17 protein-coding genes are annotated in these 21,067 nt (G+C 68.4%); 1 reads left to right on the top strand and 16 read right to left on the bottom strand.

Annotation, left to right across the window (positions count from 1 at the left end; genetic code table 11):
• Positions 1–80 precede the first annotated feature (80 nt).
• The 4 genes from ftsA to SR870_RS09680 all read right to left on the bottom strand — a co-directional run bounded on the left by ftsA (position 81) and on the right by SR870_RS09680 (position 5,093).
• The gene (gene ftsA / locus SR870_RS09665) at positions 81–1,406 is read right to left on the bottom strand and encodes a cell division protein FtsA (RefSeq protein WP_322517753.1); all 1,326 of its coding nucleotides are present in this window, start codon (positions 1,404–1,406) and stop codon (positions 81–83) included.
• Positions 1,403–2,407 carry a cell division protein FtsQ/DivIB gene (locus tag SR870_RS09670; protein ID WP_322517754.1) on the bottom strand — a complete coding sequence of 335 codons (1,005 nt, stop codon included), beginning with the start codon at positions 2,405–2,407 and terminating at the stop codon, positions 1,403–1,405. Before SR870_RS09670 ends, ftsA begins: the two co-directional genes overlap by 4 nt.
• Positions 2,408–2,677: 270 nt before the next feature.
• Entirely contained in the window at positions 2,678–3,667 is a 990-nt protein-coding gene (locus SR870_RS09675; protein WP_322517755.1) for an ATP-grasp domain-containing protein, read from the bottom strand.
• A gap of 106 nt (positions 3,668–3,773) precedes the next feature.
• Positions 3,774–5,093 (bottom strand): glycosyltransferase family 87 protein, encoded by a 1,320-nt coding sequence (locus tag SR870_RS09680; RefSeq protein WP_322517756.1) that lies wholly within the window; start codon positions 5,091–5,093, stop codon positions 3,774–3,776.
• A 283-nt stretch (positions 5,094–5,376) separates the two neighbouring features.
• Here SR870_RS09680 and SR870_RS09685 point away from each other — a divergent pair, with 283 nt between their 5' ends.
• Positions 5,377–6,213 carry a hypothetical protein gene (locus SR870_RS09685; protein WP_322517757.1) on the top strand — a complete coding sequence of 279 codons (837 nt, stop codon included), beginning with the start codon at positions 5,377–5,379 and terminating at the stop codon, positions 6,211–6,213.
• Between the two features lie 239 nt (positions 6,214–6,452).
• Here the strand turns inward: SR870_RS09685 and murB are convergent, their stop codons facing one another.
• The 12 genes from murB to rsmH all read right to left on the bottom strand — a co-directional run bounded on the left by murB (position 6,453) and on the right by rsmH (position 20,858).
• The gene (gene murB / locus SR870_RS09690) at positions 6,453–7,382 is read right to left on the bottom strand and encodes a UDP-N-acetylmuramate dehydrogenase (protein ID WP_322517758.1); all 930 of its coding nucleotides are present in this window, start codon (positions 7,380–7,382) and stop codon (positions 6,453–6,455) included.
• Positions 7,382–7,861, bottom strand: a complete 480-nt coding sequence (locus tag SR870_RS09695) for a DUF6653 family protein (protein WP_322517759.1) — start codon at positions 7,859–7,861, stop codon at positions 7,382–7,384. The genes murB and SR870_RS09695 overlap by 1 nt, the downstream gene beginning before the upstream one ends.
• 17 nt (positions 7,862–7,878) lie before the next feature.
• Entirely contained in the window at positions 7,879–9,285 is a 1,407-nt protein-coding gene (murC, locus tag SR870_RS09700) for a UDP-N-acetylmuramate--L-alanine ligase (RefSeq protein ID WP_322517760.1), read from the bottom strand.
• A 130-nt stretch (positions 9,286–9,415) separates the two neighbouring features.
• Entirely contained in the window at positions 9,416–10,516 is a 1,101-nt protein-coding gene (murG, locus tag SR870_RS09705; RefSeq protein ID WP_322517761.1) for an undecaprenyldiphospho-muramoylpentapeptide beta-N-acetylglucosaminyltransferase, read from the bottom strand.
• Between the two features lie 4 nt (positions 10,517–10,520).
• Positions 10,521–11,663, bottom strand: a complete 1,143-nt coding sequence (gene ftsW, locus SR870_RS09710) for a putative lipid II flippase FtsW (protein ID WP_322517762.1) — start codon at positions 11,661–11,663, stop codon at positions 10,521–10,523.
• Positions 11,664–11,912: 249 nt separating this feature from the next.
• Positions 11,913–13,313: a UDP-N-acetylmuramoyl-L-alanine--D-glutamate ligase gene (gene murD / locus SR870_RS09715; protein ID WP_322517763.1), complete on the bottom strand. Its 1,401-nt coding sequence runs from the start codon at positions 13,311–13,313 to the stop codon at positions 11,913–11,915.
• 295 nt (positions 13,314–13,608) lie between these two features.
• Positions 13,609–14,694 carry a phospho-N-acetylmuramoyl-pentapeptide-transferase gene (mraY, locus tag SR870_RS09720; protein ID WP_322517764.1) on the bottom strand — a complete coding sequence of 362 codons (1,086 nt, stop codon included), beginning with the start codon at positions 14,692–14,694 and terminating at the stop codon, positions 13,609–13,611.
• Positions 14,695–14,704: 10 nt separating this feature from the next.
• A complete protein-coding gene (locus SR870_RS09725; RefSeq protein WP_322517765.1) occupies positions 14,705–16,144 on the bottom strand; it encodes a UDP-N-acetylmuramoylalanyl-D-glutamyl-2,6-diaminopimelate--D-alanyl-D-alanine ligase in 1,440 nt (479 codons plus the stop codon).
• Positions 16,141–17,598, bottom strand: a complete 1,458-nt coding sequence (locus SR870_RS09730) for a UDP-N-acetylmuramoyl-L-alanyl-D-glutamate--2,6-diaminopimelate ligase (RefSeq protein ID WP_322517766.1) — start codon at positions 17,596–17,598, stop codon at positions 16,141–16,143. The genes SR870_RS09725 and SR870_RS09730 overlap by 4 nt, the downstream gene beginning before the upstream one ends.
• A 115-nt stretch (positions 17,599–17,713) precedes the next feature.
• Entirely contained in the window at positions 17,714–19,468 is a 1,755-nt protein-coding gene (locus SR870_RS09735; protein WP_322517767.1) for a penicillin-binding protein 2, read from the bottom strand.
• Positions 19,465–19,845 (bottom strand): cell division protein FtsL, encoded by a 381-nt coding sequence (ftsL, locus tag SR870_RS09740; protein WP_322518238.1) that lies wholly within the window; start codon positions 19,843–19,845, stop codon positions 19,465–19,467. Before ftsL ends, SR870_RS09735 begins: the two co-directional genes overlap by 4 nt.
• Complete coding sequence (gene rsmH / locus SR870_RS09745; protein ID WP_322517768.1) at positions 19,845–20,858, bottom strand: 16S rRNA (cytosine(1402)-N(4))-methyltransferase RsmH; 1,014 nt, start codon at positions 20,856–20,858, stop codon at positions 19,845–19,847. The genes ftsL and rsmH overlap by 1 nt, the downstream gene beginning before the upstream one ends.
• Between the last annotated feature and the right edge of the window lie 209 nt (positions 20,859–21,067).

Raw genomic sequence — 21,067 nt, forward strand, 5'->3', positions numbered from 1 at the left:
TTACGCGCGCGTTGGTTCGTGAAGTCCCGGGCGATCGGCCTGGACAATTTGTGAAAGCGGAAGGGGGCGGAAAAGAGTCATCAGAAGCCCTCGCGCAGCCAGCGGCCGACCTTGCCGAAGTAACCGGCGTGATCGGCGGTCCGGACCTGTCGGGAATGCCTGGGCTCGATGTGTTCGAGGTGGGCGTATTGCGGATACACCAGCAGCCCGGTGGGAACGGCGAAGGATGCGCTCTTGGCCTCGGTGGGAAGCCGGCCGAAGCCGAGCGGACGGCCGACCCGCACCGGGCGGCCGAGAATGCGCGTGGCGAGTTCGGGAATGCCGGTGAGCTGCGACGCGCCGCCGCTCAGCACCACGCGCGCGCGCGGCTCGGCAGCAAACGGCGAATCCGCCAGCCGGTCCCTGACCATCTCAAAAATCTCCTCGGCGCGATGCCGGATGATGTTCGCGATCGTCGCGCGGGAGATCACTTGCGGAGTATCCCGCTCATTGTCCCCGGCGGCAGGGATCGACATCAGCTCGCGCGCATCAGAACCGCCAGTTAGCACCGTGCCATATAACGTCTTGATTCGCTCGGCATCCGCAATGCACGCGCCTAATCCACGCGCGAGATCCATCGTGATGTGGTGCCCGCCGAGCGCAAATCCGGCGGCGTGGACGAAACGGCCGGCCGAGTAGATCGCCATCGTCGTCGTCCCCGCCCCCATCTCGATCAGCGCGGCGCCGATATCGGCTTCGTCGTCGGTCAGCACCGACAGGCCTGCGACATAAGGACTCGCCGCCATCGCCTCGACCTCGAGATGGCAGCGCTCGACCGCGAGCATCAGGTTCTTGGCGACGGTGGCGTCGGCGGTGACCACGTTCATGTCGACGCCGAACTGACGCGCGACCATGCCGCGCGGATCGCGGATGCCCTTGACGCCGTCGAGCGTGTAGCCGACCGGCAGCGCGTGCAGCACGGCGCGGCCGGGCGCGGTGGCGTGGTGCATGCCGGTGGACGTGACGCGGGCGACGTCGTCGGGCGTGACCGCGCCGCCCCTGATATCGGCGGCGGCTTCGATCAGTTGGCCCTGCAGCCGGCCGGCCGACACCGACAGCAGCACCGACTCGACCCGCACCTTGGCCATCCGCTCGGCGAGCGCGACGGCGTGGCGGATCGACTTCTCGCATTCGACCATGTCGACCACGGCGCCGGCCTTGACGCCGCGCGACTGGATCTGGCTGAAGCCGACCAGTTCGACGGCGTGGCTGCGGCCGCGCAGCGCGTCCTTCGGCGGGCACGGCTTGAGCCGCGCGATCATGCAGGCGATCTTGCTGGTGCCGATGTCGAGCGACGCCACCATCGCGGTCCGATGCGGCGGCATCGGACGGGTCTTCGGCGTCTGGGTGCGATCGAAGCCGGTCACGCGTCACCCGCCTTCTTCTTCGACTTCTTGTCCTTGCTGAACTGCTCCTCGCGCGCCTTCGCGGCGTTGTCCGACAGCCGCACGGTCAGGCGATCGGGCAGCCGCATGTCGATCGCGGTGATGTCGCGCGAGAACAATTTGTCGTCCTGATCGAGCTTGGTCAGCATCGCCAGCGAATTGCCGACGTCCTGCTCCGGCAGCCGGATCACCAGGCCGCTGCTCAGCCAGACATTCCAGCGCCGCTCGCCGACCAGCGCGACCGCGCGGGTCTGCGACTGCACCTGCGGATAGCGCGCCAGCAGCGCGAGGAAATCCTTGGCGCGTTCGCCGGCACCCTTCCCGACCACCAGCGGCAGCGACAGGAAGCGGCGCGCCACATACGGCTCCAACACGGCGCCGTCCTCGGCGATCACCGAGGTGCGGCCGTCGAGTTGCCAGCGCGCGAAGGCGGTTCGCTCGACGATGTCGATCTGCAATTCGCTCGGATAGAACTTCAGAACCGTGGCGTCGGCGATCCACGGGTTTGCCTTGAGTTTGTCACGCACCGCCGCGGCGTCGAGGAACAGCAGCGAGGAGCGTCCGGTGACGCCGCCGATCGCCAGAATTTCGTCCTGCGTCAATTGCTTACGGCCGCTGATCGCGACCTGTTCGATGCGGAAGCCGGCGATATTGGCGACCGCATTCCGGGCGTCGTCCAACCCATGAACGAATTCATCGACATGCCCGCCCTTGACGATGCCGAGGCCGGCGCTGCCGAGCAGGATCAGCGCGGTGGCGACGACGCCGATCCGGCGCGGCGTGTACTTCTCCAGCACGGCGATAATGCCGCGCTCGGGTTCGGGCCGGGCCAGCCGCCTGGTCGGGAGCGGCTGCGGCTGCGGCCTTTTTCGGCGGGCCATCCGATGGCGCAGCAGCGCGACGGCCGCGACGGCGACCGCTTTCAGATCAGACTGAATCCCCGACAGTCGCGACGACTTTTCGAGGCGCCCTCCACCATGCATTGCTTGCGCTCATACTCGTTGTGCCCGCAACCAACCGGGCTCAGGCGCAAGTGACGGATCGAGGCTGCACGGGATCGCGCGCGGAGAATCCGCCCGGTCACGCCGCAGCAGCCAGCGTCAGAATGCGCGGCCAGCGTTAACCTTCGGCTCTCCTGGTAAACAAAAAGTAAAGGCGCCCGGTTCAGGCCCGGAATTGTTGCGTTTCCTGAGGGATTTGCGCGCATGAGCGGCATTTTTGCAGCGCCGAATCCGGGAACTCGACGAAAGTCGTTAACCCCGGACGTGGCGTTCCGCGAGCGCGATCTGGCCGTGCAGGAAATCGACGAAGGCGATCCCCTGCGCCTGCAGCGCCTTGGGATAGAGCGACGCCTTGGTCAGGCCGGGCAGCGTGTTGGTCTCCAGAAAGATCGGCCCGTCGGCGGCGACGATGAAGTCGGATCGCGAATAGCCGCGGCAGCCCATCACCCGGTGCGCCTTCACGGCATCCTCCATGATCGTCGCCGAGATCTCCGGCGCGAACCGGCCGGGGCAGATCTCCTGGGTCGATTTGGCGAGATATTTCGCGGTGTAGTCGAAGCCGCCGTCGGCCGGCACGATCTCGATCGGCGGCAGCGCCAGCAGCGAGCCGTCGGCCCGCTCCAGCACGCCGCAGGTCGCCTCGATGCCGGAGACGAACGGCTCGATCAGATAGTCTTCTGTTCGAGCTGCATTGCGCACCGCGACCAGGTCCTGCTTCGCATTGATGAAGAACAGGCCGTAGCTCGACCCGTCCCGCGCCGGCTTGGCGATCAGCCGGCCGTGGGCGGCCAGCGCCGCCTCGGCGTCCGCGAGCGCGATGCCGGCCGGCGCCCGCACGCCGGCGATCGCGGCGAAGCGCTTCGCCGCCACCTTGTCGAAGGCGAGATGCGACGCCGCTGCGCCCGAGCCGGTGAACGGCACGCCGCGCAATTCGCACATCGCCTGCAACTCGCCGTTTTCGGCAACGCCGCCGTGCAGACCCAGCACCAGCAGCCGCTGCTCGGCCGCGGCGCGATCGAGCGCGCGCGCCAGCGGACCGATGTTCTCGCCGGCCGGCTGAAACGCTTCCTCGAACGGCCGCGCATGCACCAGCAGCGCCTCCGCGGTCACGGCATGGACGCTGTCGTCGTCGTTCCAGAACCACAATTCGGCGTCGGGCAGCGCGGCGTGCAGCGCCTGCGCCGAGGCGACCGACACCAGTCGCTCCTTGCTGGTGCCGCCGAAGAGAATCGTCTGTCGCATGAATTCGGTCCGCCGCGCGGGTCCCTGTTCGATCGAATGGTGCGTGAAACGGCACGGGCCGGCGCGGGCGCAATCTCCCCGATTTGGCTGATTCGGAGAAGCCGCGCTATCGCGCCCGCCGCAGGCAGACGAGGCCCCAGCCCAGCAGCGCGACGACCGCCGGCGTCACCAGCCCGATCACGCGCAGCGGCTCCCACAGCCCGCCTTCGGTCGCGACCATGCCCAGCCACATCACGCCGGCCCATGCGATCAGCAGCGGCACCACCCTGACCTCGCCGCTGCGCCGCCACGCATCGAACTGCACCACCGCCACCAGCGGCGCGACGAAGGCGACGTAATTCGGTTGCGACACCGACAGGATCACCGGCAGCCCGGCGCACAGGATGGCGCCGCCGATCAGCAGCGCTTCGGAGGGCGGCGGTTGCGGCCCCGTCAGGCGCCAGAACCGGCCGTGGCCGATCCACAGCAGCGCCGCCACGAACGCGGCGTTGAAGGCCATCTGTCCCGCGGTGGCGAAGGTCGGCAAGGTGTCGGCCACCGGCAGGCCGCCGGCGCCGATCCGCGCCAGCATCGCCCCGATGCTCAGCATGTCGTAGGAGGTGAAGGTGATTTCGGCGGCGATCTTGGCGTTCGGCACGCCGGTGAGAATGCCGCTGAGATGCTCCGTCCACATCGCGGTGTAGAGCTTCACCACTTCGGACGGGCCGAGGCACAGCATCGGCACCACGAACAGGAACACCAGGCTGAAGCCGGCCGTGGCCAGCACCGTTTTGACGTCCCGCCGCAGCAGCGGAAAGATCAGCAGCGCGATCGGGAACAGCTTGATGGTGAAGCCGATCGCCAGCGCGCACGCCGCCGCATAGATCCGGCCCTGCACATAGAGCACGAGAAACGCGACCATCGTCAGCAGCACCAGCGCGCTCGGCTGGCCGCGGCCGAAGCCGTCGCCGATGAACGGCAGCAGCGTCGCCAGCGGCCCGATCCGCAGCATCCACCAGCCATTCCAGTCGGCCTCCTGGAGCAGAGGCGGCGCGCCGCGTTCGAGCGCCCTCGCCCACCAGTCGATCGCGATCAGCACGGCGGCGGCGCTGAGCGCGTACCATACCGCGACCGACAGCGGCAGCGGCAGCGCCCAGGCCGGCTTGGGATAGCCGTCGAGCGGATAGGCGAACGGCCCCATCAGCAGCGCGAAGAACGGCGGGTAGTGATAGGTCCAGCCGTGATGATCGGCGACTTCATACAGGGGATAGCCTGTCCACACCGCCCAGCCTGCGCGGAAGAACACCTGAACGTCGCCGAACCCGTGCACCGCCGAGCGCTTCACCACGATCGGCAGATAGATGCAGAGCGCCAGCGCGACGGCGGCGATCAGCGCGATCTCGTACCAGTGCAATTGCCGCAGCCGCGGCGCGAATTGTCGTTGCAACGAGATCGCTCCAGTCGAGTCCTCGGCGTGATTGACACCCCGGCGAGGCGGAACCATGGCGAGTGAGTTGCTGGCCGTGTACGTCCGGGACGATAGCCCGACAGCAGGCCTGCCTTCGCGACGCTTGTAAAGGGGCCCAGTCCCTGCGCGCGGACGGCCGGTCACTCGGTGGACGGATACGGCAGAACCGGTCAAGGTTCGCGGCTCGAGGCATCGGACAAGCTCCCGATTCGGGAGCCACCGTGTCGCCGGGGACACAACGATCGACACTGCGGGAACCAGAATGATCAGGGCGTGGCTCGACCTTCCTACTTACGGCACTTTCGTCACGCTGGCGCTGTTGTACTACGGCGTCGCGCTGACGCTGGTCGCCCTGACCTGCGCCTCGCCGCTGCGCCGACCGGTCTCCAGGCTGAACGGGATCGTCGCGCCGTTCTTCTCCTCGGTTGCGGTGCTGTTCGGATTGCTCACCGGCTTCCTCGGCTACGACGTCACCGAGCGCAATCGCCAGGCGTCCCGGGCGGTGCAGGCCGAGGCCGGCGAACTGCAGAATCTGTATACGCTGAGCGTTGCCTCCGTTACCGACATGCGCGACATCCGCATCGCGCTGAAGGGCTATGCGGCGTCGGTTCTGCACGACGAATGGCCGGCCGCGCATGGCGAGAGCGCGGCGCGGACCAATGCGGCCTATGACACCCTGCTCGGCGAACTCAGCGAGCCGGCGATCAGTCGCGACGCCAGCGCCGCGGTCCACGTGGCGATGCTCAGCGCCGCGGTGCGGGTCGGCACCGCCCGCAACGCAAGGCTCAGCCTGTCGACCGACCGCACCAGCGACCTGAAATGGATCTCGGTGCTACTGCTCGGCGTGATCACGCAGGTGGCGCTGACGCTGGTACACCTCGACAAGCCGCGTGCGATGCTCGCGGCGCTGACGGTATTCGGCACCGGCGCGATCGTCGCGCTGGGCATGATCGCGCTGCAGGAGGATCCATTCGGCGGGGTGTTCCGGGTGTCGTCGAAGCCGATCGAGCGACTGCTGTCGCTGCCCGACACGGTGGCACCCCCGGTCGCGCCTGTATCACCTCCACCCGCGCCCGCCCCGCCGCCCGCTCCGAAATAATCGCTGCAGCCGTTCTATCTCCGATTCAATCAGCACTGGCGTGCAGGTATCCTCGCCGCATGCACAACCTCATGGTGAGGAGGCGCGAAGCGCCGTCTCGAACCATGCGCCGCCGGCACTGCGTCGCCCATCCTTCGAGACGCCCGGCTTCGCCGGGCTCCTCAGGATGAGGAGTCGGTGCATTTGGCGAGGGCCACACCGCTCAAAGGGCCATCGCTTCAATCAATCGATGAAACGCGCTAGCCGGCAGCCTCGGCGGCGACGCCGATCCGCTTGATCTCCCATTGCAGCTCGATGCCGGATTGCGCCTTGACGCGTTCGCGCACCGTGTCGCCGAGGGTTTCGATATCGGCCGCGGTGGCGTCGCCGGTATTGATCAGGAAGTTGCAGTGCATGTCCGACACCTGCGCGCCGCCGATGCGCAGGCCGCGGCAGCCGGCGGCGTCGATCAGTTTCCACGCGCTGTGGCCCGGCGGATTCTTGAAGGTCGAGCCGCCGGTCTTCTCGCGCACCGGCTGCGCCAGTTCGCGGTGCGCCTGCACTTCGTTCATCTTGGCGCGGATCGCGTCCGGTGATGCCGGCGTGCCGCGAAACCGGGCCGAGGTGAAGATCAGCGACGGGTCCGCGCCGCTGTGACGGTAGCTGAACTGCATCCCCGCGCTATCGATGATGTGGCGGCGGCCGGCGCGGTCGAGCGCGGTGGCGTCGATCAGCACGTCCTTGGTCTCGCGGCCATTGGCGCCGGCGTTCATCCGCAACGCGCCGCCGATCGTGCCGGGAATGCCGAAGTAGAATTCGAGCCCGCCGAGCTGCGCGGCAGCAGCCGACTCGGCGACGCGCTTGTCGAGCGCGGCGGCGCCGGCATGGACGATCTCGCCGTCGCTGCGCGCTTCGCCGAAGCCGCGCGGCGCCAGCCGGATCACGACGCCCGGCAGCCCGCCGTCGCGGACGATCAGATTGGAGCCGACGCCGATGCACAGCACCGGCACCTCCGCCGGCAGCAGCGACAGGAAGTAACCGAGATCGTCCTCGTCGGCGGGCGTGAACAGCACCTGCGCAGGACCCCCGACACGAAACCAGGTCAGCGGCGCCAGTGGCTCGTTGCCGAGCAGACGGCCGCGCAGCTCGGGCATCGCGGCTTTGAGGTCGGCGGCGAGAGCGGAAGACATCAGTACAGCCAAGAGCGATACTCCGGGCGTTGATCCTTCATGTCCTCGAACAGCCACACCATCCGGTCGACGAACCAGGTTTTCGCCAGCATGACAATGGTCATGCCGAGCGCGGTGACGGCGAGATCGAACACGATCAATCCCCAGGCGAGGAACGGCAGGCCCGCCATCGAAATGCCGGCGGCGACTCCGGGGACGATGCGATGCTGTGCCGGCACCTCGTCGCGCTGCAGCGCGACCCAGATCCGCTCGCCGAGCACGGCTTTCGACGCCCAATTGTCGGTCGACGCCGGCGGCGGAAACGCCCGCGGATTATAGGCGAGCCACGCGATCGTGAGGCCGATCGGCGCCAGCGCCCACCAGCCGAGCCACGCCCGGCTCCAGATCGCCGCGATCAGCACCGGGAACGCCGCGTAGCGCGTCCACACGCTCCAGGGATTGGCGTGCCGCTTCCAGGTCTCGTCGCTCAGGACAGCCATCGGTGCCTCCTCTCGCGTCAGCCGCCCAGCGCCTTCAACTCGCCCGGCAGCGCGTAGGCCCATTGGGTGATGTTGCCGGCGCCGAGGCAGACGACGTAGTCGCCGCTCTTGGCGACGCCCGCGACGACGCCCGCCAGCGATGCGGAATCCTGCAGCGGGATCACGTTGCGATGGCCGTGGGCGCGCAGGCCGAGCACGAAGTGATCGCGGTCGATGCCCTGGATCGGCGCCTCGCCGGCCGGATAGACGTCGGCGACGATCACGCTGTCGGCGTCGTTGAAGCAGGTGCAGAATTCCTCGAATAGCGACTGCAGCCGCGTGAAGCGATGCGGCTGCACCACGGCGATCACCTTGCCGTCCGTCGATTGCCGCGCCGCCTTCAGCACCGCGGCGATCTCGACCGGATGATGACCGTAATCGTCGATGATGGTGACGCCGTTCCACTCGCCGGTCTTGGTGAAGCGCCGCCGCACGCCGCCGAACGCGGCCAGCGCCTTGCGGATGGTGTCGTCGGACAGACCGAGCTCGTGCGCGACCGCGATCGCGGCGGTGGCGTTCAGCGCATTGTGCGGGCCCGGCATCGGCAGCATCAGATCGGCGATCTCATGCGCGGTGCCGGCCTTGCGATCGCGGAACGCGACCTTGAAGGTCGAGCCCGCACCCGAGGGTTTGAGGTCGAGCAACCGCGCATCGGCCTGCGGGTTCTCGCCATAGGTGATGATGCGGCGGTCCTCGATCTTGCCGACCAGCGTCTGCACCACCGGATGATCGATGCACATCACCGCGAAGCCGTAGAACGGCACGTTCTCCACGAAGTTGCGGAATGCATCCTGCACCGCGTCGAAGGTCTTGAAGTGATCGAGATGCTCGGGATCGACATTGGTGACGATCGCCACATCCGCCGGCAGCTTCAGGAAGGTGCCGTCGCTCTCGTCGGCCTCGACCACCATCCAGTCGCCGGCACCGAGCCGCGCATTGGTGCCGTAGGCGTTGATGATGCCGCCATTGATCACGGTCGGATCGAAATCGCCTGCGTCGAGCAAGGCGGCGACCATCGAGGTCGTCGTGGTCTTGCCGTGGGTGCCGGCGATCGCGACGCAGCTCTTCAGCCGCATCAGCTCGGCCAGCATCTCGGCGCGGCGCACCACCGGAATGCGCTGCGCCCGCGCCGCCAGCAGTTCCGGATTATCCCGCTTGATCGCCGTCGACACCACCAGCACGTCGGCGCCGGCGACGTTGTCGGCCTTGTGGCCGACGCTGATCGCGATCCCCTTCTCGCGCAGCCGGTTGACGTTGGCGCTCTCCGAGGCGTCGGAACCCTGTACCGTATAGCCGAGATTGCACAGCACCTCGGCGATGCCGCTCATGCCGATGCCGCCGATCCCGACGAAGTGGATGGGTCCGATCTCGCGCGGCAGTCTCATGGGGCGGGTTCCTGGATTCATCGTCCGATCGGACGGAAAGGCGCGGGCGGCCCGATTCGGGACGGCCAGCGTCCCCTTGGATGCCCCGCTTCCGCTCGCGCTGACAAGCGTAAATTGGGCTTGAAATCGCTTAAATCCGTGCCACCTGCGTCACCATATCGGCCAGCCGCTCCGCCGCATCGAGCCGGCCAACGGCGCGGGCGGCGGTGGCCATCGCGCTGAGCTTGTGCGGATCGGCGGCGAGCGCGGCGATTTCGGCGGCCAGCCGCTCCGGCGTGAAATCGCCCTGCGCGATCCGGATCGCGCCGCCGGCATCGGCGAGCACGCCGGCATTGGCGAACTGGTCCTGATCCAGCGCGCCGGGCAGCGGCACCAGGATCGACGGCCGGCCGATCGCGGCGAGTTCGGCGACGGTGCCGGCGCCCGAGCGCGACACCACGAGCTGGCTGGCGGCCAGCCGCGCCGGCAGGTCGGAGAAGAACGGCGCGAGTTCGCAAGTCAGCTTCAGCCGGTCGTAGACGGCGCGGACCCGCGCCATGTCCTCGTCGCGGACCTGCTGGGTCAGCACCATCCGCGCCAGCAACGCCGGATCGAGTTGCTCCAGCGCGCCCGGCACGATGTCGGCCATCACCCGGGCGCCCTGGCTGCCGCCGACGACGAGCAGGCGCAGCGCGCCTTCGTTCTCGAGCGGCGCGAACGGCACCGCGGCGGCGGCGAGGATCGCCGGGCGCATCGGCGTGCCGGTCGTGGTGGTCTTGGCGGACAGCGCCGGGTCGCGGTCGAGCACGCCGGGCAGCGAGGTCGCGATCGCGGTGACGCCCTTCGAGAGCAGCCGGTTGGCGCGGCCCATCACCGCATTGGAATCGTGGATCAACGTCGGAATCCGCAACGCCCGCGCCGCGAACAGCGGCGGCAGCGTCGGATAGCCGCCGAAGCCGACCACCGCGGCCGGTCTCAGCCGCAGCATCAGCGCGAGCGCCTTCGCGGTCCCGGCGCCGAGCATCAGCCCGGTGCGGCCCAGCGCCCACGGCGTCCTGCCGCGCACCGTTTCGCTCGGCACCACGTCGACCATGTCGGCGGAGAACAGCCCGCTGTAGCGCATCGCGCGGCTGTCGGTGACCAGCCGCACCCGCAGCCCGCGCTTCATCAGCACGACGCCCAGCGCCTCGGCGGGGAACAGATGCCCGCCGGTGCCGCCCGCCGCGAGAAGGATGAGAGGCGCGTCGCTCATGGCGTCACGCGTAGCCCGCCGCGGCGCCCATGGCATTGACCTCGGTCTTCGGCCGCTGCCGCGTCAGCGCCAGCATCATGCCGACCCCATAGGCCAGCGACACCATCGAGGAACCGCCATAGGAGATGAACGGCAGCGTCATGCCCTTGGCCGGGATCAGTTGCAGATTGACCGACATGTTGATCGCGGCCTGGATGCCGAACAGGATCGCCAGCCCGGACGCGGCGAAGCGCGCGAACAGATCGTCCGACTTGTAGGCCCGCGACAGCGTGCGCATCACGATGAAGGTGAACAGCGCCAGCAGCGCCAGACACAGAATGATGCCGAACTCCTCGCCGGCCACGGCGAACACGAAATCGGTGTGGCTGTCCGGCAGGCTACGCTTGGCGATGCCCTCGCCCGGCCCCAGCCCGAACCAACCGCCATTGCTGAACGCCTCGCTCGCCATGTCGACCTGGAAAGTATCGCCCGACGCCGGGTTCATGAACCGCTTGATGCGGCCGGCGACGTGCGGAACGAACAGATAGGCCGCGAACAGACCGCCTGCGGCGACGCCGGCCAGCCCGAACACCCAGACGATGCGCATTCCGGCGATGAAGAACAGCGCGCCCCACACCATCAGCACCAGCATGGTCTGGCCGAAATCCGGCTCCATCACCAGCAGCGACACCAGCGTCAGCAGCAGCGCCATCGACATCGACGTCGCCGGCATTTCCGGCCGCCGCGCTGCTTCCGAAAACAGCCACGCCGCCAGCACCACGAAGGACGGCTTGGCGATTTCGGAGGCCTGGATGTTGAGGCCGAGCAGCGTGATCCAGCGCCGCGAGCCCTTCACCTCCGGGCCGAACATCAGCGTCGCCACGATCAGCACGATGCTGAGCGCGAATACGATCAGCGCGGCGCGCCGGATCTGCCGCGGCGACAGGAACGAGACGCCGATCAGCACGATCAGCGACGGCGCCAGGAACAGCACGTGGCGATTGAAGAAGTGGAACGGGTCGAGCCCGATCCGCGTCGCGACCGGCGGCGACGCCGCCAGCGACAGGATCACGCCCGCCAGCATCAGCGCGATCAGCGCCACCAGCAGCACGCGGTCGATGGTCCACCACCATTCGCTGAACGGGGTGCGTTGCTCACGGGAAATCATCGGCGATCCTGGGCCAGAGGTCCGCCCATTGGTGCGCCCGCGTGGTTGCCAAGAGGTTAACGGAATCGGAAGGAATCGAGCTTGTGAGGGGGGTGGGCGGTGATGTCGCCACCCGCGCAACTGTCATCCCCGCGAAAGCGGGGATCCAGTATTCCAGAGACTGTCGTTGCTTTCGAGGGCTCTGGAATACTGGGTCGCCCGCCTGCGCGGGCGATGGCGGCGGTGTGTGTGGAAACCGAAGTGCCTACCTCACACCACCGGCACGACGCCGTCCAGCGCCGTCACCAGGTTGCGGAACCTGGTGCCGCGGATCTCGAAATTGCGGAACTGATCGAACGAGGCGCAGGCCGGCGACAGCAGCACGACGGGTTCGGGCAATCCCGAGACCGCCGCGTCGCGCGCGGCGGCCGGCACGGCATTCTCCAGCGTCTCGCTGATCTCGTAGTCCACCCGCCCGTCCAGCGTCGCGGCGAATTCCTGCGCCGCCTCGCCGATCAGATACGCCTTGCGGATCCGCGGGAAGTACTCGGCGAGGCTTTCGATGCCGCCGGTCTTCGGCTTGCCGCCGGCGATCCAGAAGATCTCGCCGAACGACGACAGCGCCTTCGCGGTGGCGTCGGCGTTGGTGCCCTTGGAGTCGTTGACGAACAACGTCGCGCCCTGTCGTCCGACCTGCTCCATCCGGTGCGCGAGGCCCGGGAAGCTGCGCAACCCCTTCTGCAGAACGTCGGCGCTGACGCCGAGCGCGAGTGCGGCGGCGGCCGCCGCCGCCGCGTTCTGCGCGTTGTGCAGGCCGCGCAGCGAGCCGATGCCGCCGAGCTTGGCAATCGCGTGCGACGCGCCGCCGTCGGCGCGGACGATGGTCTCGTGATCCATGGTGATGCCGGAGGCGAGCGGCTGCTTCACCGAGATCCGCACCACCTGCTTGCCGGCGCGTTCCAGCCGATCGGCGGCGTCGCGGCCGAAGCCGTCGTCGACGCCGATGATCGCACTGCCGCCGTCCTGCACGCCGGCGACCAGCCGCTCCTTCACCGCGGCGTAGTGCTCGATCGTGCCGTGGCGATCGATGTGATCCTCGGTGACGTTGAGCAGGATGCCGACACTGGGATCGAGCGACGGCGTCAGGTCGATCTGATAGGACGACATCTCGATCACATGGACCCGGCCGGCGCGTGGCGGCTCCAGCGACAGGATCGCGGTGCCGATATTGCCGCCCATCTGGGTGTCGTAGCCGGCCTCGCACATCAGATGCGCGATCAGCGCCGTGGTGGTCGACTTGCCGTTGGTGCCGGTGATGGCGACGAACGGCGCGGTCGGCGCGTGCAGCCGCCGCTCGCGGCAGAACAGCTCGACATCGCCGATCACCTCGACGCCGGCCTCGCGCGCCTTGAGCACGCTCCAGTGCGGCGCCGGATGCGTCAGCGGCACGCCCGGCGTCAGCACCAGCGCATCGAAATTCGCCCACGACAGATTCCGCAGATCGGCGGTGATGAAATTGGCCTGTGCGGCCTCGACCATGCGGTCGAGATTGTCGTCGCAGGCGATCACTTCGGCGCCGCCGGCGCGTAGCGCGTGACAGCTCGCCAGCCCGGAACCGCCGAGCCCGAACACCGCGACGGATTGCCCAGCGAAGGAGGTGACGGGGATCATGTCGACATCCTCCGCGCCACACAACGGACCTCATCCTGAGGAGCGCGCATCAGCGCGCGTCTCGAAGGATGATTTCGTGGCACATCCTTCGAGACGCGTCCCTGCGGGCCGCTCCTCAGGATGAGGTCAACATTGCGCGCCACCGGCACCACGTCATCCTGAGGTGCTCGCCGCCTTCGGCGAGCCTCGAAGGATCGCCGCACGTGCCCGTGGCCATCCTTCGAGGCTCGCAAGGGCTCGCACCTCAGGATGACGCTGCACCCGGCGTGAGGGCTGACGGCGCACATATCCAACTTCACCGCAGCTTCAGCGTCGACAGGCCGGCGAGCGCCAGGATCACCGCGATGATCCAGAACCGGATCACGATCTGCGGCTCGGTCCAGCCCTTCTGCTCGAAATGATGATGGATCGGCGCCATCCGGAACACGCGCTTGCCGGTCAGCTTGAACGACGTCACCTGCACGATCACCGAGACGGCTTCGAGCACGAACAGGCCGCCGATCACCGCCAGCACGATCTCGTGCTTCACCGCCACCGCGATCGAGCCGAGCATGCCGCCGAGCGCCAGCGAGCCGGTGTCGCCCATGAAGATCGAGGCCGGCGGCGCGTTGAACCACAGGAAGCCGAGGCCGGCGCCGAGCAGCGCGCCGCACAGCACCGCCAGTTCGCCGGTGCCCGCGACGTAGTTGATCTGCAGATATTCGGCGAACACAGCGTTGCCGACGAGATAGGAGATCATGCCGAAGCTCGCAGCCGCGATCATCACCGGCACGATGGCGAGGCCGTCGAGCCCGTCGGTCAGGTTCACCGCATTGCCGGCGCCGACGATCACGAAGGCGCCGAAGATCACGAAGTACCAGCCCAGATTGAGCACCACTTCCTTGAAGAACGGGATCACCAGCGAGCTCGACAGCGAGCCGCGGCCGAGCCACACCAGCGCGAAACACGCCGCGCCCGCGATCGCGAACTCGATCAGCAGCCGCGTGCGGCCCGAAATGCCGGCGTGGGTCTGCTTGGTCACCTTGATGTAGTCGTCGTAGAAGCCGACGAAGCCGAAGCCGAGCGTCACCGCCAGCACGATCCAGACATAGGGATTGAGCGGATTGGCCCACAGCACGGTGCCGACCGTCAGCCCCGACAAAATCATCAGGCCGCCCATCGTCGGCGTGCCGCGCTTGGACACGAGATGCGACTGCGGGCCGTCGGTGCGGATCGGCTGGCCCTTGCCCTGGCGCAGCCGCAGATTGTCGATGATCCACGGCCCGCACAGGAACACGAACAGCGCGCCGGTCACCACCGCGCCGCCGGTGCGGAAGGTGATGTAGCGGAAGACGTTGAAAGCAGGAAATGAGCTGGAAAAATCGATCAGCCAATAGAGCATTCAAGCCGCCTTACACCGCAGCGTCGTCGCGCGCGGCCTTGCCGGGAAAGCGCTTCTCGAGCGCGGTGACAATCGTTTTCATGCGCGATCCGAGCGAGCCCTTGATCATCAGCACGTCGCCGGTCCGGACCGCCGCAACCACCTGCGATTCGAGCGCGGCCGCGCTGTCTGCATAGCCGCCCCGCTTGCCCGAGGAAAGGGCGTCCCACAGATTGCGCATCAGTGGGCCGCAGCAGAACACCAGATCGACGGCGTTGTTCTGCACCGCCTCGGCGAGGCCGCGATGCAGCTCCGGCCCGGCGGGACCGAGTTCCAGCATGTCGCCGAGCACGGCGATGCGCCGCCCCTGCCCGCTGATCTCGGCGCTGCCGAGCACGCCGAGCGCCGCCGCCATCGACGCCGGATTGGCGTTGTAGCTCTCGTCGATCAGCGTCGCCTCGCCCTGCCCGAGTTCGAGGGGGCGGCGGACGCCGCGGCCCGCCGCGGGCTGAACCTGCGCCAGCGCCAGCGCGGCCAGCGCGAGGTCGGCGCCGACCAGTTCCGCCGCGGCCAGCACGGCGAGCGAGTTGATCGCGATGTGGCGGCCGGGAATGCCGAGCTTGTAGGTGACGTCGTGGCCGAGGATGCTCGCATCAACCGCGGAGCAATCCGCATGCAGCGCGATGTCGCGCAGCCGCGCATCGGCCTCGGCGTGGACGCCGAACGACACGATGCGGCCGACGCCCGCCTTGCGGGCGCTCGCGGTGAGCCGCTCGAACATCGGATTGTCGCGGTTCAGCACGGCAATGCCGCCGGGCTCCAGCCCTGCGAAGATTTCCGCCTTGGCGTCGGCGATCGCCTCGAGGCCGGCAAAGAATTCAAGATGCACCGGCTCCACCGTGGTGATGATCGCCAGATGTGGTCGCACCATCTTCACCAGCGGTTCAATTTCGCCGGCGTGGTTCATGCCGATTTCGAACACCGCATAGCGCACGTCGGCCGGGCAGCGCGCCAGCGTCAGCGGCACGCCCCAATGATTGTTGAACGAGGCCACCGAGGCGTGGGTCTCGCCCTGCGCGCCGAGCACGCCGCGCAGCGCCTCCTTGGTGGAGGTCTTGCCGACCGAGCCGGTCACCGCGATCACCTTGGCGTCGAGCCGCGCCCGCGCCGCGCGGCCGAGATCGCGCAAGCCGTCGAGCACGTCGTCGACCACCAGCAGCGGCGCGTCGGCGGCGAACTTGTCGCGCTGCGCCGTCTCGACCACCGCCAGCGCCGCGCCCGCCTTCAGCGCCGCCTCGACGAAGGCGTGGCCGTCATGGACGTCGCCCTTGATCGCGAAGTAAGCGTCACCCGGCGCCAGCGTGCGGCTGTCGATCGAAATGCCGAACACGTCGCGCGCCGGCGTGCCGTTGATCGCGGCGTGCATCGCCTCGACCATCGCCTCGGACGTCCACAGCGGTTGTTTGCTCATGCCGCGCTCGCTGACAGCGCCGCCGCGGCGGCTTCGTGATCACTGAACGGCAGCACCGTGCCCTGCACGATCTGCCCGGTTTCGTGGCCCTTGCCGGCGATCAGCAGCGCGTCGCCCGACTGCAATTCGCCGATCGCCGTGCGGATCGCCTCGGCGCGATCGCCGATCTCGCGCGCGCCCGGCGCGGCTGCGAGGATGGCTGCGCGGATCGCCGCGGGGTCTTCGCTGCGCGGATTGTCGTCGGTGACGATGACGGCGTCGGCGTGCCCGGCCGCGATCGCGCCCATCAGCGGCCGCTTGCCGGCATCGCGGTCGCCGCCGGCGCCGAACACCACGACGAGCTTGCGCTTCGCATAGGGCCGCAGCGCCTGCAGCGACTTCGCCAAGGCATCGGGCTTGTGCGCGTAGTCGACGAACACCGGCGCGCCGTTGCGCGCGCCGACCCGCTCCAGCCGGCCCGGCGCGCCTTCGAGATGTTCGAGCGCGGCGAAGCTCGCCGCCGCATCACCGCCGGTGCCGATCACCAGCCCGGCTGCGACCAGCGCGTTCTCGATCTGAAATTCGCCGACCAGCGGCAGATGGACCTGGTAGTTGCGCCCGGCATGTTCGAGCTTGAGCCGTTGCGCGAGCCCGTCGACCGCGGCCTCGATCAGCCGGATGCCGTCGCCGGCGTCGCCGTTGCGGCCGACGGTCATCAGCCGCAGTTTTCGCGCCCGCGCGGCCTCGATCACCTGCGCCGAGCAGTCGTGATCGGCGGAAATCACCGCGGCGCCGCTTGCGGCGACGAGGTCGCGAAATAGCCTCAGCTTTGCCGCAAGATAATGCGCGACGTCGTGATGATAATCCATGTGGTCGCGCGACAGGTTGGTGAAGCCGCCAGCGGCGACGCGGACACCGTCGAGCCGGAACTGATCGAGCCCGTGCGACGAGGCTTCGAGCGCCAGATGGGTGACGCCCTCGCGCGCGATTTCGTCGAGCGAGCGATGCAGCGCGATCGGATCCGGCGTGGTCAGCGAGCCGTAGACGCTGCGCGTCGGCGTCACGAGACCGATGGTGCCGATGCTCGCGGAGGCATGGCCGAGCCGCTGCCAGATCTGCCGCGTGAAGGCTGCGACCGAAGTCTTGCCGCTGGTGCCGGTGACCGCGGCGATGGTCTGCGGCTGCTGCGGAAACAACCGCGCGGCGGCGAGCGCCAGCGCGCGGCGCGGATTGCTCAGGCGGACGAAGGGCACGGCAAGCTCGCCCGCGGGCGGATGATCGCCCGCCACCGCGACGGCGCCGGCCTCGATCGCAGCGGCGACGAAGCGCGCGCCGTCGGTCTTCGCCCCGGCCAGCGCGAAGAACACGTCGCCCGGCTTCACCGCGCGGCTGTCGACGGCGAGGCCGCCGGCGTCGAGATCGGCCGCCTGCGCCGTGATCGCCGTATCGTCGCTGAAGAGGTCGCGGAGCTTCATGGTCCTCGAGTCCGGCCGATCGGTCCGAAGGGGTTTCGCACGCAAACCGGGCTTTTAGCGCAAGCGCGCCCCGGCGCAACACGACTGACGCATTGCCGCCCCGCGCGGCTGCGACCTACTGGGCCGGCTTCGATGACGCAAGAATGAGGCGGTCGGGCGGCGGCAGATCGAACCGCGGCTCGATCCCCAGCAGCGGCGCGATTCGCTCGATCACCTTGCCACCGGTCGGCACCGCGTTCCAGCCCGAGGTGATGAAGCCGTGGGTCTCCGGCAGCGCCTTCGGCTCGTCGAGCATCACCAGCACCTGGAATTGCGGATTGTCCGCAGGCAGCACCGCTGTGAACGAGTTCAGCACCTGTTTTTTGGCGTAGCGGCCGTTGATCACCTTCTCGGAAGTGCCGGTCTTGCCGCCGATGTAGTAACCCTTGGCGATCTGGTCGGCGGTCCTGGCGGTGCCGATCTCGGCGTTCAGCCGCATCAGATAGCGGATCTTGTCGCTGGTTTCCTTCTTGACCACGCGCTTGGCCATTTTCAGCGCGTCTTCCTCGCTGCGCTTGAGGAAGGTCGGCGGGATCAGATAGCCGCCATTGACCATGGCGTTGATGCCCATCACCGCCTGCAACGGCGCCACCGCGACGCCATGGCCGAACGAGATGGTGATGGTGTTGAGTTCGCCCCAGCGCTTCGGCACGATCGGCGACGCGCTTTCCGGCAGTTCGGTGCGGAGCCGGTCGAGCTGGCCGACCTTCTTCAGAAACGCCTTGTGCGCCTCGACGCCCTGCGCCAGCGCAATCCGCGCCGCACCGACGTTGGACGAGAAGGTGAACACTTCCGACAGCGAGATCGCGCGGCCGAGCGGATGGGTGTCGTGGATCGCGAACTTGCCGTAGCGCAGCGGCCCGCGCGCGTCGTACATCGTGTTCAGCGTCGCCTTGCCGCTGTCGAGCGCCATCGCCAGCGTCAGCGTCTTGAAGGTCGAGCCCATCTCGTAGACGCCGGTGGTGAGCCGGTTGATGCGGTCGGGGTCGTTGGCCTCGCGCGGATTATTGGGGTCGAAATCCGGCAGCGACACCATCGCCACGATCTCGCCGGTGTTGACGTTGGAAACCAGACCCGACGCCGCCTTGGCCTTGTACTTGTCCTTCGCCTTGAGCAATTCATCGCGCAGCGCGTGCTGGACGCGGATGTCGACCGCGAGTTCGACCGGCCTCTGCAGCCGGTCGGAGGCGAAGCCGGCGCGATGCAGATCGGCCAGGCCATTGTTGTCGAGCCATTTCTCGACGCCGGCGATGCCCTGGTTGTCGATGTTGACGAGGCCGATCAGATGCGACACCTCGGTCCCGGTCGGATACACCCGCTTGTTTTCGCGCAGGAAGCCGATGCCCGGAACGCCGAGCTTCTTGATGTCGGCCTGCTGCCGCGGCGAGATCTCGCGCTTCAGCCACACGAAGCCCTTCTTCGAGGCCAGCCGCTCGCGGACCTCCTGGGTCTCGAGGTCGGGTAGCGTCGCGGTCAGGAGTTCGACCGCCTCGTCCTGATCGATGATCCGGCGCGGCTCGCCGAACAGCGACGGCGATTTGACGTCGGTGGCCAGGATGGTGCCGTTGCGGTCGACCATGTCGGGCCGCGCGGTGGCGATCGCGTCCTGCGACGCGGTGCGCCGCGTGCCGTGGCTGTCGCCGACCACCGCGATGAAGGTGAGCTTGAACGCGATCACGCCGTACACCCCGGCAAACGCCAGCATCGCCAGGCCGACGCGGACGCGCGCCTTGGCGTCGCGATCGACGTCGCGGCCGTAGATCAGGCTGCGGATCAGCCGCTGCCGCCAATTGACGTGGTGGCCGACGAGCGGGGCGGACGGTTCGGTCACTGCGCGGCCTCCCTGGCCGGCAGCGCGCCGGTGACGATGTCGGGGTCGACCTTCTCGATCATCGAGGCGATCGGGTCGGGGTCGTTCGGATTGACGATGCTCGGCGGCCGGGCCGGCAGGTTCTTCAGCCGGTCGAACTGGCGCGCCGCGATCGGCTTCAGCTTGAGATGGCGCTCGGCGATGCCTTGCAGCCGGCCCGGCGCGTCGAGCTTGGCCCATTCGGCGCGGAGCTGCGCGATCGCCTCGCGCTCCCTGCGCACTTCGGCATGGAGCTGCAGCACCTTCTCGGTGCGCACGGTCGAATCCATCTTGATCCGGTAGACATAGGCCGCGGCGAACACCAGCATTCCGATCACCACGACATGAATGAGGCGCATCATCGGCCGGCCCTCATCACGCCTGCCTTCATCACACTGGCGAGCGTCGGCCAGCCCGGCAGATCGTCGGGCCGGTGCGCCGGCGCCGCGGTGCGCTCGCCGCCGCGCAGCTTGGCCGAGCGCGCCCGCGGATTGGCGGCGACCTCGGCGTCGCCGGCGATGATCGGGCGCTTGGTCAGCACGGTGAAGCTCGGCGCCGCCTGCGTCGGTTCGGGCAGATGCCGCGAGCCGCCGCCGACGCGGCTGCGCTCGGTCAGGAAGGTCTTGACGATGCGGTCCTCCAGCGAATGGAACGTCACCACCGCGAGCCGCCCGCCCGGCTTCAGCACCCGCTCCGCCGCCGCCAGCGCCTGATACAATTCGTCGAGCTCTTCGTTGACGAAGATCCGCAGCGCCTGGAACGTCCGCGTCGCCGGGTGGATCTGGCCGGGCTTGCTGCGCACCACGCTGCCGACGATCTCGGCCAGCGCCCTGGTGGTGGCGATCGGCGCCTCCTTGCGGGCGGCGATGATGGCGCGGGCGATGTGGCGCGAGAATTTCTCCTCGCCGAAGATGTAGATGATGTTGGCGAGGTCGGCCTCCGAAGCCTGCGCGACCACGTCGGCGGCGCTCGGCCCGTCGGTGCCCATCCGCATGTCGAGCGGCCCGTCCTGCCGGAACGAGAAGCCGCGGTCGGCCTGATCGACCTGCATCGACGACACGCCGATATCCATCACCACGCCGTCGACGGCGGGCTCGCCTTGCGCCTCGCAGACCTCGACCAGATTGGAGAAGCGATCCTCGACCAGCGTCAGCCGCCCGTCCGCGCTCTGCACCAGATCGAATCCGCCGGCGATGGCGCTGCGGTCGCGGTCGATCGCGATCACTCGCGTGTCGGCGGCCTGCAGGATCAGCCGGGTGTAACCGCCGGCGCCGAAGGTGCCGTCGACATAGACCCCGCCGTCGTGCGGCGCGAGCAGCGCGACGGCTTCGGGTCCCAGCACGGGGATGTGGCGCGGCCGCAATTCGCTCATGCGCCCTGCCCTGCCGGCGCGGCTGCGCGTCCGGCCCGCGGCGTGCGGACGCCGGCTGCGGCGCTGTTCGGCTGCGATATCGGCGGCAACGGGTGCATCGTCCTTCGAAACTCCCGGTTCCACAAAGGGTCCAGCGCGTCCGCCGGCTGCCCGGACTGGCGAACCCGACGACCTGCCTGAAATCTGTTGGATTTCCATCGGTTATGGGT

The sequence above is a fragment of the Rhodopseudomonas palustris genome (genome assembly GCF_034479375.1).
Classification (GTDB): Bacteria; Pseudomonadota; Alphaproteobacteria; order Rhizobiales; family Xanthobacteraceae; genus Rhodopseudomonas; species Rhodopseudomonas palustris_M.

Coding starts and splice junctions, on each gene's coding strand:
- SR870_RS09670 (WP_322517754.1), bottom strand. CDS start 2,407: ATGCATGGTGGAGGGCGCCTCGAAAAGTCGTCGCGACTGTCGGGGATT.
- SR870_RS09675 (WP_322517755.1), bottom strand. CDS start 3,667: ATGCGACAGACGATTCTCTTCGGCGGCACCAGCAAGGAGCGACTGGTG.
- SR870_RS09685 (WP_322517757.1), top strand. CDS start 5,377: ATGATCAGGGCGTGGCTCGACCTTCCTACTTACGGCACTTTCGTCACG.
- murB (WP_322517758.1), bottom strand. CDS start 7,382: ATGTCTTCCGCTCTCGCCGCCGACCTCAAAGCCGCGATGCCCGAGCTG.
- SR870_RS09695 (WP_322517759.1), bottom strand. CDS start 7,861: ATGGCTGTCCTGAGCGACGAGACCTGGAAGCGGCACGCCAATCCCTGG.
- murC (WP_322517760.1), bottom strand. CDS start 9,285: ATGAGACTGCCGCGCGAGATCGGACCCATCCACTTCGTCGGGATCGGC.
- murG (WP_322517761.1), bottom strand. CDS start 10,516: ATGAGCGACGCGCCTCTCATCCTTCTCGCGGCGGGCGGCACCGGCGGG.
- ftsW (WP_322517762.1), bottom strand. CDS start 11,663: ATGATTTCCCGTGAGCAACGCACCCCGTTCAGCGAATGGTGGTGGACC.
- murD (WP_322517763.1), bottom strand. CDS start 13,313: ATGATCCCCGTCACCTCCTTCGCTGGGCAATCCGTCGCGGTGTTCGGG.
- mraY (WP_322517764.1), bottom strand. CDS start 14,694: ATGCTCTATTGGCTGATCGATTTTTCCAGCTCATTTCCTGCTTTCAAC.
- SR870_RS09725 (WP_322517765.1), bottom strand. CDS start 16,144: ATGAGCAAACAACCGCTGTGGACGTCCGAGGCGATGGTCGAGGCGATG.
- SR870_RS09730 (WP_322517766.1), bottom strand. CDS start 17,598: ATGAAGCTCCGCGACCTCTTCAGCGACGATACGGCGATCACGGCGCAG.
- ftsL (WP_322518238.1), bottom strand. CDS start 19,845: ATGCGCCTCATTCATGTCGTGGTGATCGGAATGCTGGTGTTCGCCGCG.
- rsmH (WP_322517768.1), bottom strand. CDS start 20,858: ATGAGCGAATTGCGGCCGCGCCACATCCCCGTGCTGGGACCCGAAGCC.